The sequence below is a fragment of the Providencia sp. PROV122 genome (assembly GCF_028482365.1).
GTDB lineage: Bacteria > Pseudomonadota > Gammaproteobacteria > Enterobacterales > Enterobacteriaceae > Providencia > Providencia stuartii.
The window spans coordinates 272,637-285,385 of the sequence record NZ_JAMPQI010000004.1 but is presented as its reverse complement, the minus strand read 5'-3'; the positions used below and the strand labels follow the sequence as shown (position 1 = coordinate 285,385).

The window sequence follows — 12,749 nt, the reverse complement described above, 5'->3', positions numbered from 1 at the left end:
CTCCTTAAGCGCGTTTCACTTCAACAAGATTAGTATGTTGTGGTGTTCCTTTCGCTAGTGGTGAAGGAACTTGTGAGGTGAGGGTATTGATACAGCCTCCTGTATCTAATCCTGCTTGATCCAAAGTGCGCCATGCGCCTTGTGGAACGGCAATAACCCCCGGTAATACGCGCTCAGTCACTTTAACTCTAATCTGAATGCGACCACGGTCGTTGAAAATTTCTGCAATATCACCATTGCTTAAACCACGCTCTTGCGCGTCGATTGGGTTAAGCCAGAATTGATGAGGGATCGCTTCACGTAACATTTCAACATTAAAATAGCTTGAATGGACGTGACCTTTGTCGTGGAAACCGGTCATTAACAGAGGGTAAGTCTGTTGATTACGTTGCTGCTCAACACCTTCTTTGTTTGCACAGTACTCAGGGATGGCAGGAATACGTTGGCCCTCAGGAAGCTCCCAGTTTTTAACACGCTCTGCTAACTGCTCAGAATAGATTTCAATCTTACCTGATGGCGTTTTCAGTGGATTCGCAATCGGGTCATCACGGAAATCTTTTAGGGCAATGTGTTTTGACGTATCAGCAAATCGACGGTCAATAATGCCTGCACCATCTGTTTCACTAAATTCAGGTAGATGAGGCATAGTTTCACGGGTTTTATTGTAGCAATACTCAATCCACTCTTCATAAGTGCGACCTTCAGTAAACTGCTCTTTTACACCCATTTTTTCTGCAATTTCGGCCAATACATCATAGTTAGGGCGATTTTCCCACAATGGCTCGATAGCATTTTGTAAACGCACCAGATAATGATATGCGCCACTTGCGTAAGAGTTGTTGATCAGATCGTTGGTCTCAACAGGAGTAACATCTGGCAACAGTAAATCAGCGTATTTAGCCGATGGAGTATTATGATTATCCCAAACTAAGATAAATTCACATTTTGACTCGTCAGATAGAATTTCATGTGTTTTATTCAAGTCAGCGTGCTGGTTACCAATAACATTACTGGAGTAACACCACATGAACTTAATATCGTTGTTTAGCTTATCTGCGCCTTTGATACCGCCATTTTCTGCGGTTAACTCTTTGCCGCGCACGATCGCTTCTGTCCACATAAAGGATGGCAGCGTTGCTTTGACAGGGTTTGGTAAACTAAATCCGGCAACAGGATAAGCAATGCTATTACCCCATAGGCCAGTGTTAGTACCTGGACGACCGATGTTGCCTGACATAATAGGCAGCATCATAATGGAACGGCAAGCCTGTTCGCCATTCTCAGTACGCTGTAGACCCCAACCTTGTGAAATCCAAGCATGATTTGCGTTACCAATTTCACGAGCCAGTTGAATGATCCGCGAAACAGAAATACCTGTTAGCTTACTTGCCCATTCAGGTGTTTTCGCAATGCCATCAGGGCCATTTCCTAAAATATAATCTTTGTAGGAGCCATTACGTGGCGCTGAAGCAGGGAGTGTGCTCTCATCCCAACCGACACAATAGTTTTTCAAAAACGCTTCATCAGTTAGGCCTTCTTGGATCATCACATAACCCAATGCAGCAACCAGCGCGGCATCCGTACCAGGATAGATTGGGATCCATTCTGCGCCTAGCGTCGTCACGCTGTCAGTGCGACGAGGGTCAATAATGATGACTTTAGCTTTACTTTTCTCAAGTGCGTTCAATGTTTCATAAAATTGACCGCCACCAGACATACGCGTTTCGGCAAGGTTATGACCAAACATCACGACTAAGTCAGAGTTTTGGATCTCAGATAGGAGCGATTCTTCAACGCTACCGTATACATACGGTGTGATTTCCATTAATTGAGCATAGGAATAGGTGCCGTAGTCACCGAGAAAACCACCGGTTAGGCTTAATAAACGTTTACAGGCCGCACGACCATGTAAATTCGCCCCTGTCGAACCCGTACCATACTGATAATAAATGGCATCACTACCATATTTATCAATAGTGTATTTTAGTTTTTCTGCAATGATAGTAGTCGCTTCATCCCAACTGATTTTCTTGAACTTACCTTCGCCACGTTTACCAACACGTACCATTGGGTATTTCAAACGATCTGGGTTATAGGTTTTCCAACGTACAGAGCGACCACGTAAACATGGACGAATTTGGTGTTCGCCCAAAGTTGAGTCGTCGTACATGGTTTCGTTAGAAATACGGCTGATAACACCATCTTTAACATGGACTTTGAGTGGACAACGGCTACCACAGTTAACTAAGCAAGCGCTGTAACTGATTTTCTCGTTGACTTCATCAGGCATGATCTCTGGTGTTTTTGCTTGAGCGGTAAAAGGAAGAGTGATTGAGCCTGCAACAGCAGCAGCGGTAGCAACCGTTGCAGAGGTTTGAATAAACTCCCTCCGACTCAGCTCTCCAAAATGAGTATTTTTATTTGTTTTATGCATTGACATTGCCTATATGTAAAGTTCGACATCACTTTCTTGTTTTATATGTTAAAAAAAGTCACTCATCAGCAACATGACCTACATCAACAATATCCCTGATAAATTAGAGGAAATTAATTATTATCACATTAATTTTTAAAGGATTTTTTCTATTATCTAGAGGGGATAGTCGCATTTAAATTATCTATCGTTATGTGACTATTTATATAGGGAGGTGAGAGAAATAGAGGAAAAGAGGGGTTTCCCCCTCTTAAAAACTACTACCTAAGTTGTAATACCATAAATTAACTTAATTAATCACTGTTGGGTATTAGATCCAGTGACTGTTTGACCGATAGCTCGCATATCTGTGCCTGTTGGTGACTGGTGAACGCGCAGTTCAAACTGTGGCAGAATGGAGAAAATATGGTCAAAGATATCAGATTGGATCCCTTCATACTCAACCCAAACAGTGGTATTGGTAAAGGCATAAATTTCAATAGGTAACCCATTTGAGTCAGATTCAAGCTGCCTTACCATAATTGTCATATTTTTATGGATTTTAGGATGTGCCTTCAAATAAGCTTCAACATAGGCACGGAAAGTACCAATATTGGTTAGCCTACGCTGGTTAAGTGGTGTCACTCTATCTTCGGGAATAGACGAGTTAAAGACTTTAATTTCAGAAATTTTATCACCAATGTAGGGCTCTAAAAGATTCGCCTTAACTAAAGAGTCAATCTGCTCTTGGTCAAGAAAATGGATACTCGTGGTATCTAGGCGAATACTACGTTTAATACGACGCCCCCCTGATTCAGTCATCCCTTTCCAGTTTTTGAATGAGTCTGAAATCAAGGCATAAGTTGGAATAGTTGTAACAGTGTTATCCCAGTTACGCACTTTAACGGTTGTTAAACCAATGTCGGTGACAGCACCATCGGCGCCATATTTAGGCATTTCAAGCCAATCGCCAATGTTAACCATATTGTTTGCAGAGAGTTGGATCCCTGCGACTAACCCCATGATTGGGTCTTTAAAGACCAACATCATGACCGCCGTCATTGCACCTAATCCACTGAGTAGGATCAGAGGGGATTTTCCGATTAGCAGTGCAATGATCATAATTGCAATGAGTACGGATGCGATAAGTTTTACGCTTTGGAAGATCCCACGTAACGGCAGGTGAGCTGTTTTTGCGGCGCGCTGTAATACGCTAAGCAAAATATCGAGAATAGAGAAAAACGTAAGTAACCCAAACAGTAAGCACCAAGCCTGTGAAGCAACACTTAATATCTGTTGTGCGGTAGAGCCTGAATGAAGCCATAGAACGGCTTGGATGTTGACGACAACACCTTGGATAACAAACGCAATGCGATTAAATAGATTAAACTGGGTTAATTGACGTTGCCAGCCACTGCCTTTTTTCTGACCACTTTTCTCTATCCGAGGAAGGATAATTTTGTGCAGAATAAAATGCAAAATTAAGGCGACAACAAGAATTAAGCCTAATACGATTAACAGTGAAGCAATTTCGGCATAATCTTGGTTGAACTGGCGTACCCAGTCTAGCAGTTGCTGCTGCATGTGTTCTCCTTCTTTATTGGCATCCATTGTGCTGAAAGATGCTTTAGTTCAATTTTCCACTTTATAGACAACTTATAGATAGTAACATAAATTTAACCAAAACTCACCCATAATAGCGAAACAATCTAAGATAGCCAAAAATATAAGCCGAAAATATGAGTTTAAAGCGAAATGTGAGCCTTAAATAAACCTATAGAGGCTTAATTAGCAGGTAATAAAAACGGCTGACTGTATTGACAAGATATGGCTCGTCAATAGGCGGCATATCTCATTTAGTTATTTATGATGACTAAGTAGAGGGAGAGGAATCGGTGATATGGGGGCAACTGTGATTAACGCTATAGTTGGATAAAAAAACAGCCTTAATGAGTTAAGGCTGTATTGCAAAAAAATATGCACAGAACGCTAAAGATGAGGTAATAAAATATGCGCTGTCTTACATAAAACGTTTAGCAAGTAATTCAATAACTTCTTGAACATCACTAATAAATTCTTTAAGGGTATGCATGGGAACTCCAAATGTTAAAGTGTGATCTAGATCACTTGATGGCATTTTAACTATTGGAAAAGGAAAGTCAAGCTTGGATTAAATATTATTTTAATTTTTAAAAAATATTTGATGGCGAGTTTGTTAGGTAGGTAACAGGGGGGAACTCGCCATCAATCATGGGCTATTTATTGGTGCTTTTTAAGGCTCCAGCCAGTAGGAACAGGGTGAAAGAGCTAAAGAGCAATTCAATACCAATAAACAGGGTTAATAGGGTGATGGAAGTTTGAGCATTTCCGCTTAGTAGCATATAGGCGATGATAAAATCTAAAATACCAATCAAAATATTCATCATTCCGGCTGCTGAACTAAACAGCTTAGTACCTGCGTAGATTCGAATGACCCCGCCGAAAATAAATAAAATAGCGACAAAAATGGCGAGAAATAACAAGCTTTGTAGTGGGTCTGAGAGGAACGCATAACCTAAAATAAGGTAGGCGATACCGACGATTAAACTGAATAAAATAGACATATTCGCGTAGAGTCGGTTGAAGAAAATATTCAAAATAACGGCTACGCCACTGACTAATAACACCACGCCAATGAAAGAACTGAATACGATCCCAGATACAAGCGGATTAGTAATACAGACAATCCCCCCAATGAGCAATAATAAGGCAACGAGATAAATAATCGTTCTATGACCTTTTAATTGTGACTCTGCAAGGTTTTTAAGTTGATCTGGATTGATATTAAGCATGATAAGGCTCTCCCTTATGTCAAATAAAGAGTAGTTGACGGGGTTGATTTGTATTAATTTTAAAAATATAGGGCATTAGCATTTAGTTCAATAGCTATTTCACAAAAATAACAAAAATGACTATTGTTAATACTAGAGAATCAATCTAAAAGTGATGAATTTTGATCTCACATTAATATTCATCAATAAAAAACACTCAACTAATGAGCGTCTAAAATAGATTTTATTGCAACAATGACGTTTTTATTGTGTGGCATGGCTGTCGATCTCTATTTCATCACATAACTTGGTGTGTGCAATTTGAAAAGGAAAAGTAACGCTATGATGACTTATATCAATGGGCGGTTTATCCCAGAGGAGCAGGCCTCGATATCAATTTTTGACCGTGGGTTTTTATTTGCCGATGCTGTATATGAGGTAACAGCTGTCATTAACGGGAAGTTAATTGATTTTAAAAACCATATAGCAAGGTTAAAACGGTCATGTCATGAATTGGAATTAGCACTACCTTATACAGAGGATGTATTATTTGATATTCATCGGCAACTTATTGAAAAAAATAACCTCACTGAAGGCCTCATCTATTTACAATTAACACGTGGAAATGCAGGGCAGCGTAATTTCTTATTTCCTGATAAAACGATCCCCCCAACATTGGTTCTTTTTGCTCAGCAGGCATCTATTATTGAGAACCCTCGTGTAAAAACAGGGATTAGAGTTGTGACATTTGAGGATATTCGTTGGCAGCGTTGTGATATTAAAACAGTTGCATTACTTGCAGCATGTTTAGCAAAAGAATATGCCCGCTCTCAGGGAGTTGAAGATGCCCTTTTTGTCAAAGATGGTTTTATAACAGAGGGCAGTTCCAGCAATTTTTTTATTATCACCGCTGAAAATAAAATTAAAACACGTAGCTTAAGCCATGAAATATTGCCTGGTATCACAAGGCAAGCCATTTTAACCCTTGCGCAAGAACAAAACTTAGCGGTTGAAGAAAGTGCATTTACTGTTGAAGAGGCAATAACTGCTAAGGAAGCGTTTATTACTTCATCAACAACGCTTGTTTGGCCGGTGATTGAAATTGATGGGCAGAAAATTGCTGGGGGCAAGCCAGGGCAGTTAGCACTCCGGCTTCGCGATATTTATATCCAGAAAATGTTAGCACTATAAAAACAATAATCAGTAGGATGGTTTGACGTTTCCTTGCAAAAATTCGGAGAGTGAAGAAACGGTGGCCATTCCTTGTAATGCTTGCATACTTTGTTGATGCAACTCTAAGCTTGCTGCTGCACAAAGTTCATCAATGACGGTAACTTGATAACCAAGATCATGGGCTTGACGAGCGCTGCTTTGAATTGCGAGTAGTGAACTCACTCCGCCAAAAATAACCTGTTTAATATGATTTTCTTGTAACCAATGTGCAAGTTGATTTCCAGTAAATGCACTAACGCCTTTTTTAATCATAATGAGGTCTCGGAGCTGTACATCAAGATCTTTAACCCAATGACAACCAGAACTACTTAATTTTAATGCGTTAAGCTGTTTTGCACGGTGAAACATCGGAGAGCCTGCTGGGATATCTTGATAATCATCAGCAAACCCAACCTTGACCCAAATAACAGGGATGTTGTGGCTACGTGCAAAAGCAGCCGCTTGATTAGCGTTCTCAACAACATGACGTTCTTGCGCTTGTAGGTAACTGGTATTTGATAATCCATTCTTACCTATAATATCTTCAATGAGATCGATAATAATTAATGCTTGAGACATGAGCCTTCCCTTTAACAAAATAAGTAAAAAGACTTATAGAATTAAATTATAGCCCAAAAAACGGTCTAAGCTCTATGATCTTAATGGCAAAATTATTATTAAGGTAAATCAATAATAAATCCAACACCTTTCTTATCTAACCCATCTGTCACTCGGATAGTCGCATCAATTTTTGTCGCAAGATTATGGACAATGGAAAGCCCAAGGCCACTTCCTGTTTCCATTGTTCCGGGTACACGATAAAAACGTGAAAAGATCAGTTGGCGACTTTCTTCAGGGATCCCTCGACCATTATCTTGCACGGTTATAGTGGCACCGAACGGACTTAAATCTCTAATGGTGATCTTAATTTTGCCTTTTTTGTCACTATATTTAATCGCGTTTTCCAGCAAGTTGGTAAAAATAGTGGTCAATGCAAGTTTATCGGTGGTAATAAAAACATTATCAGGACTTTGTAATTCAATATCGATATCTTGGCTGATCGCATGGGGAACATGTGATGAAGTGATATGGGAAATTAAAGTAGGTATATTAATTTGCTCTTTATTGACAGAAAAGTCTTCAGCTTCTAAGCGTGCTAAATCAATAAGTTGGTGAGACAATGAAGCGGCCCGATTTAAAGCGGCTTGCATATCTTTGACAATCTCTTCCCTCTCTTTGACATTGTCTATTTGCATCAATAAATGCAATTGTGCAATCACAGCAGCGATAGGGGTTCGGAGTTCATGGGCGGCATCTGCCATAAAACGTTTTTCGCGCTGGTTGGCGGCATCGACCCGCAACATGAGATTATTGATAGCAGTAATAATAGGGCGGATTTCTTTATATTGCTCTTTGACTTCAATTGGCGTCAAATTCCCCGGCTTACGGCTGGAGATTATAGTTGCAGCTTGTCTGAGTGGTCGCAAACTGAAATAAGCGGTGACAATAATAGCGATTAGCATGATACCTAATATAAATAATAAAGGTATTGCGGTGCCTTCTGCGGGGCTGCCAATTATTGATTTACGGTCAAAATAGGATTCACCAAGGATCACCTCAATGGTGTGCGCGTCATTCCATGACACAGTAAAGTGCCAATTTGGTTGCTGTGCTTGTAATTCATTGAACGTAATATTGTCAGTTATATTAATTTTATCGCTATTACGGTATAGCACTTCACCATGTTGATTACGGATCACAACAAAAGGCTTATAGGAGACTTCCAAGCCATTTTCCATCGCATCGGTATACATTTTTTGTAATGAGGTGGCGATACGATCAAAATATTCAGGATTATTGGTAACGGCGCCTAAAGTATCAGCAAAGCCTTTGGTAACAATTTGTTGTTGCCGGTTAAAATCATCATCAATGCTAGGTAAATAAAAAAATTGTAGCCAGCCAACGAGCAGCCCCCACAGTAAAACCACTGAGCTTATCTGTAAGAAAAAGGTGTAAATAAAAAAGGATTTAACTTTCACTTGGCTGAGCTTCTTTTTTAAGTAAATAACCAATGCCGCGGATAGTGATAATGCGATCTTTACCTATCTTGCGTCGTAAGTTGTGAATATGTACCTCAAGCGAATTACTTTCTATTTTATCATCGAAACCAAATAGGCGCTGTTCAAGATCGGCCTTGCGAACTACATTATCGGCATTTTTCACTAATTCATATAAAAGTTGATACTCTTTGCCTGATAGTAGCAAAAGCTGATCATTTAAGAGCACTTGGTGATTGATTGGATTTAATTGCAGATTATCCAATTGCCAAATTTCCGATGAAAAACCTGCCATACGGCGGCTGACCGCTTTTACACGAGAAATTAACTCTGGCATGGCAAATGGCTTGGTTAAAAAGTCATCGGCACCAGAATCTAGACTGGTTACTAAATTATCCATCTGATTACGTGCGGTCAAAATAATAATCGGTATTGATTGGCCTGAGCGGCGCCATGCGATTAATTCCTCATTACCATCACCATCAGGCAATCCTAAGTCTAGGAGCATGAGATCAAAATTACGGGAATTGAGTTGTTGTTTAGCATCCGAAAGTAACCGTACCCAAAGTGGATTAAAACCTGCAAGTTCTAAGCCACGGCAGAGTGCTTTGCCTAATTGGAGATCATCTTCGACTAATAGAATATTCATTTTATCACCTCTCTGGTGAGCAGTATAAGCAGGCAACATTTTTCCGACAATATAATCAAGGTCAATTCAACGTGAGATTTAATAAAGCCTTAAGGTTTGTTTAACCCATTTTTAAGGTATGAATGAGTAATAATATTATTATTTTAACGTCTTTGCAGTTATAGGAATAACTAAAATGAAATTACAACTTATTGAGAGCACAGCTTTCGTTACGGTTATTTTTATCTCAATGATTTTAATAGGGAAAAATTTTAATTTGCCGAAGGAAAGGTTATTTCCAGCGGTTTCAATAAACGAAATTCATGCTTGTACAAAAATAAAAAGTTGCATTGCAAATGAGAAAATCACTAAAGAAGTAAAGAATGGTACTAATCCGATGAAGGAAATCAAAACGTTTATTAGGCAGAAAATTTATTAATAAATAAGATAGGAAACTTCTAATGAAACAATTGTGTTCAGCGGTAACCTTGGTTGCGGCATTATTACCCTATAGTGCTGTCATGGCAGGGGAAACTATGCTGATATTAGGAGCTGGTGGCTCAGTAATGCCCGCTTATGAGGGATCCAATAAATACCTATTTTCACCGACAGTTGATATTAACTATGGCTATATATCCGATGATTATGGTGTATTTAGTATTGGATTAGAAGGGGCGGAATGGGCAATTGGTTTAACAGATAACTTCACGTTTTCTAGCCGAATTGGCTATGATGCCGGACGAGATGAAAAAATAGGGATTTTGGGCAATAAAAATGAAGATCTCAAAGGGATGGGCGATTTAGATGGTTCAATGACCGTAGGAGCCACAGTCAACTACTCAATCAATAACTACCAGCTTTATGTTTCAGCAGACATGGCAACCAAAGATCGCCACTATGGGGGGCGAAATATTGGTAGAACAGTGAACGTTGAAATCGGTGGTATTGGTAATTACCAAATAAATAGCAAGTGGGATATTGAATATACGTTAGCGACGGTCTGGGGAAATAAAGCTTATAATCAAGCTTATTTTGGCGTATCAAAACAGCAGGCAAGTCGCTCACGCTTTAATGAATATGACGCGGGAAGTGGCTTTAAAGATATTCACGGTGGTGCCATATTAAATTATAACCTAAATGAAGACACCGCGCTTTATACTGGCGTTGGTGCTTATTACCTAGTTGGAGATGCTGCGAAAAGCACGCTTACTGAGCAGCGTTTAGGATGGGTTGGTTTAGCTGGAATAAAATACACTTTTTAAAACGTATTATTTTAGATAGTGGCAAAGGAATGCTGAGCTAATTTAGCCAGACATTCCTTTAATTGACCACATGCCTAATCCATTGAATTTTGTTCAGGGATCCAGCCATCGTCCAGCCAAATTTCCTCTAATATCTCTTCAATACGAGCCTTATCTTGCGCAAGTTTGGTGCCTGAAATATTAATTCGCTGGCTAGAGCTAAAAGCAACCCGCGTTATCATGTCTGGATATTGTGGGCTAAGTTTACGAGTAATTTCAGTTTCAAGTGCTTGCAAGATAATATCACTAGGTTTTTGTGGTGCATTTTTATCAAATAAAATCTCAATGCGTAACATAATCGCCTCTACCTAACACTGTATTCATATACAGTATTTTTAGATTGAGAGAGGGATAAAGTCAATATCAGAATGATAATATTTTTTAAAAGACCAAAGGATTGTTATCCTAAAGAGGTAATTATCTTTTTTTATCTATGAAAAACAAATGATTATATTAGCTTCTTACCCTAAGAGAAAGTGAAAATCAGTTGCCGAGTAATAGGTAATAGGTATGCTAACAGGGTTTGTTTGTAAAATAATGGATTTTAGTTTAATGCTGACCGTCACGAGATTAACAGAGAAAGATTCGATAGAAATAGAAAAGGTCAATGGCCTCTACGATTTGTCATTCCCAGCTTATGAAAAAAGAAGTTATCAAGGACGACAAAGTATACTTAAACATAAAGATTATTATTTGTACTCTTTTTCTGATGAAGGTGTTTTTATTGGTTTTGTAGGAAGTTGGAAAATTGGTGATTATTTTTATATTGAACACCTTGCTATATCGCCTAATTTACGGGGAAAGGGATACGGTCAAAAAGTGCTAAGCGGCTTCTGTGAACAAGTGAGTCGGGTTATTCTGGAAATCGACCCTGTTATCGATGAAATTAGTGAGAAAAGGCTGCGTTTTTACCACCATTGCGGCTTTAAGCAAAATGAATATCAACATGCCCATCCAAGCTATCATCCTGAATATGCACCACATCAATTGGAAATTTTAAGTTATCCAACGAAGATAAATCCGCAAACCTATCAGCAATTTAATGAAAAATTGACAAATGTAGTGATGCACGCTTCTTTGTTATAAGGTTTTAAATTAAACATTATGTTTGCTCAGTGGTAGAAGGTGTTCATCGGCAAAAATAGATCAATTCAGGATCGCCTTCGTCAAGGTTCTCTATTATTCCACTCGGAATAAACTGAGCATTCGCGAGTAATCTTTGCATGGAAACATTTGATTGATTGGTTGAGGTGAATAGTTTTGGAGTCACACAAGTTAATTTAAGCTGTTCTATTAACTGTGAGCCTATGCCTTGTCGCCGAAATTCGCTATCAACCATCAACATTTCAATAAATCCACATCCAAAAAAGCGGTAATGTAAAACGCCATAGGCAATAATTTGGCTCTGGCGTTCGATGAGATAGCAATTCTTCTCATTAATCCAATCATTGTTCCTTTTTAATAATTATCATGCCGCTGTCTTTGTGCTATTAGCGTGTAACTGATTCAGACGGCGTGAAAATCAGCCTCATTAACGTTAGAAAAAACTTGCCGAGATATTGATACATAACCCTAAGATTGCCATGTTAAAAATAAAAGAAATAACGGACTGTAGCAATACCGCACGACGCATAGGAGTTGAGGCAACTTCAACATCCGCTGTTTGTGACGCGACGGCAATAGTAAAAGAGAAATACATAAAATCGGAATAACTCGGCTCAAGCAATTTATCAGGAAACCGCAACCATGGCTGTTGTTTATCTGAATTACTGTAATACAAATGTGCATAGTGCATGGTAAAGCCGGTAGGAAGCAGTAACCACGAAGAAATTAGTGTTGAAGCCGTTAGTGCATAAGAAACAAATTTATCATCTTGCGAAAAATCGCCATGGCCCCCTAACGCAAAAAATAACACCAATAAACTGACACAACAGCCCGCGACGAGAAAAAATATAACCATACGCGCACTTTCATCCTCAACTCTGGTTATTTTGCGTATATCTTTGACTTTATGATTAATAATTCGAGCAAAGAGAAAAAGTAAATAGATCCAAGCAAAGGCGTTCCAACTTAGGATCAAACACATCATAGTGCCTTGATATGGCAACAGAGCGAAAAAGGTAGTCAATGCAACAAGCAAAGAGATAATAAAGCGAGGCCGTGAACGAAATGCATGACGGAGAATATGTGTAATATGAGCAGGGTAACGTAACATCGACTAAACCTTCGACAGACTAGAAAAATAATATTCACTATATCAAATAGTTGTATATTTGTTCTAAGTAAATTGCACTATGATGGAAACCTTTGCACGATAGGTGCGTTGTC

At 39.0% G+C, this 12,749-nt stretch carries 13 protein-coding genes; 4 read left to right on the top strand and 9 right to left on the bottom strand.

Annotated elements, in window-relative coordinates:
* Positions 1 to 4 precede the first annotated feature (4 nt).
* The 3 genes from PSE69_RS04545 to PSE69_RS04535 all read right to left on the bottom strand — a co-directional run bounded on the left by PSE69_RS04545 (position 5) and on the right by PSE69_RS04535 (position 5,244).
* The gene (locus PSE69_RS04545; RefSeq protein WP_004920940.1) at positions 5 to 2,434 is read right to left on the bottom strand and encodes a DMSO/selenate family reductase complex A subunit; all 2,430 of its coding nucleotides are present in this window, start codon (positions 2,432 to 2,434) and stop codon (positions 5 to 7) included.
* 297 nt (positions 2,435 to 2,731) lie between these two features.
* Positions 2,732 to 3,997: a mechanosensitive ion channel family protein gene (locus PSE69_RS04540; protein ID WP_014656205.1), complete on the bottom strand. Its 1,266-nt coding sequence runs from the start codon at positions 3,995 to 3,997 to the stop codon at positions 2,732 to 2,734.
* 671 nt (positions 3,998 to 4,668) lie between these two features.
* Entirely contained in the window at positions 4,669 to 5,244 is a 576-nt protein-coding gene (locus PSE69_RS04535) for a DUF308 domain-containing protein (protein ID WP_004920937.1), read from the bottom strand.
* A 321-nt stretch (positions 5,245 to 5,565) separates the two neighbouring features.
* Here PSE69_RS04535 and PSE69_RS04530 point away from each other — a divergent pair, with 321 nt between their 5' ends.
* A complete protein-coding gene (locus PSE69_RS04530; RefSeq protein WP_004920934.1) occupies positions 5,566 to 6,414 on the top strand; it encodes a D-amino-acid transaminase in 849 nt (282 codons plus the stop codon).
* Between the two features lie 9 nt (positions 6,415 to 6,423).
* On the opposite strand, the gene PSE69_RS04525 is transcribed toward PSE69_RS04530, so the two are convergent.
* The 3 genes from PSE69_RS04525 to PSE69_RS04515 form a co-directional block, all read right to left on the bottom strand.
* Positions 6,424 to 7,014 carry a cysteine hydrolase family protein gene (locus PSE69_RS04525; protein ID WP_004920932.1) on the bottom strand — a complete coding sequence of 197 codons (591 nt, stop codon included), beginning with the start codon at positions 7,012 to 7,014 and terminating at the stop codon, positions 6,424 to 6,426.
* A gap of 98 nt (positions 7,015 to 7,112) precedes the next feature.
* On the bottom strand, positions 7,113 to 8,474 hold the full coding sequence (locus PSE69_RS04520) for a sensor histidine kinase (RefSeq protein ID WP_004920930.1): 1,362 nt from the start codon (positions 8,472 to 8,474) through the stop codon (positions 7,113 to 7,115).
* Entirely contained in the window at positions 8,464 to 9,141 is a 678-nt protein-coding gene (locus PSE69_RS04515; protein WP_014656200.1) for a response regulator, read from the bottom strand. Before PSE69_RS04515 ends, PSE69_RS04520 begins: the two co-directional genes overlap by 11 nt.
* 175 nt (positions 9,142 to 9,316) lie before the next feature.
* On the opposite strand from PSE69_RS04515, the gene PSE69_RS04510 reads away from it, so the two are divergent.
* Positions 9,317 to 9,559 carry a hypothetical protein gene (locus PSE69_RS04510; RefSeq protein WP_004920926.1) on the top strand — a complete coding sequence of 81 codons (243 nt, stop codon included), beginning with the start codon at positions 9,317 to 9,319 and terminating at the stop codon, positions 9,557 to 9,559.
* A gap of 22 nt (positions 9,560 to 9,581) precedes the next feature.
* Entirely contained in the window at positions 9,582 to 10,382 is an 801-nt protein-coding gene (locus PSE69_RS04505; RefSeq protein WP_004920924.1) for a MipA/OmpV family protein, read from the top strand.
* 74 nt (positions 10,383 to 10,456) lie between these two features.
* Here PSE69_RS04505 and PSE69_RS04500 read toward each other — a convergent pair whose 3' ends face one another.
* Entirely contained in the window at positions 10,457 to 10,717 is a 261-nt protein-coding gene (locus PSE69_RS04500) for a DinI-like family protein (protein WP_004920922.1), read from the bottom strand.
* A 214-nt stretch (positions 10,718 to 10,931) separates the two neighbouring features.
* On the opposite strand from PSE69_RS04500, the gene PSE69_RS04495 reads away from it, so the two are divergent.
* A complete protein-coding gene (locus tag PSE69_RS04495; protein ID WP_071886617.1) occupies positions 10,932 to 11,507 on the top strand; it encodes a GNAT family N-acetyltransferase in 576 nt (191 codons plus the stop codon).
* 43 nt (positions 11,508 to 11,550) lie between these two features.
* Here the strand turns inward: PSE69_RS04495 and PSE69_RS04490 are convergent, their stop codons facing one another.
* Positions 11,551 to 11,862, bottom strand: a complete 312-nt coding sequence (locus tag PSE69_RS04490) for a GNAT family N-acetyltransferase (protein WP_197742363.1) — start codon at positions 11,860 to 11,862, stop codon at positions 11,551 to 11,553.
* Positions 11,863 to 11,958: 96 nt separating this feature from the next.
* Entirely contained in the window at positions 11,959 to 12,636 is a 678-nt protein-coding gene (locus PSE69_RS04485; RefSeq protein ID WP_014656196.1) for a DUF1345 domain-containing protein, read from the bottom strand.
* Between the last annotated feature and the right edge of the window lie 113 nt (positions 12,637 to 12,749).

Bases quoted from the DNA above. Each gene is read 5' to 3' on its own strand.
- PSE69_RS04545 (WP_004920940.1), bottom strand. From the start codon at position 2,434: ATGCATAAAACAAATAAAAATACTCATTTTGGAGAGCTGAGTCGGAGG.
- PSE69_RS04540 (WP_014656205.1), bottom strand. From the start codon at position 3,997: ATGCAGCAGCAACTGCTAGACTGGGTACGCCAGTTCAACCAAGATTAT.
- PSE69_RS04535 (WP_004920937.1), bottom strand. From the start codon at position 5,244: ATGCTTAATATCAATCCAGATCAACTTAAAAACCTTGCAGAGTCACAA.
- PSE69_RS04530 (WP_004920934.1), top strand. From the start codon at position 5,566: ATGATGACTTATATCAATGGGCGGTTTATCCCAGAGGAGCAGGCCTCG.
- PSE69_RS04525 (WP_004920932.1), bottom strand. From the start codon at position 7,014: ATGTCTCAAGCATTAATTATTATCGATCTCATTGAAGATATTATAGGT.
- PSE69_RS04515 (WP_014656200.1), bottom strand. From the start codon at position 9,141: ATGAATATTCTATTAGTCGAAGATGATCTCCAATTAGGCAAAGCACTC.
- PSE69_RS04510 (WP_004920926.1), top strand. From the start codon at position 9,317: ATGAAATTACAACTTATTGAGAGCACAGCTTTCGTTACGGTTATTTTT.
- PSE69_RS04505 (WP_004920924.1), top strand. From the start codon at position 9,582: ATGAAACAATTGTGTTCAGCGGTAACCTTGGTTGCGGCATTATTACCC.
- PSE69_RS04500 (WP_004920922.1), bottom strand. From the start codon at position 10,717: ATGTTACGCATTGAGATTTTATTTGATAAAAATGCACCACAAAAACCT.
- PSE69_RS04495 (WP_071886617.1), top strand. From the start codon at position 10,932: ATGCTAACAGGGTTTGTTTGTAAAATAATGGATTTTAGTTTAATGCTG.
- PSE69_RS04485 (WP_014656196.1), bottom strand. From the start codon at position 12,636: ATGTTACGTTACCCTGCTCATATTACACATATTCTCCGTCATGCATTT.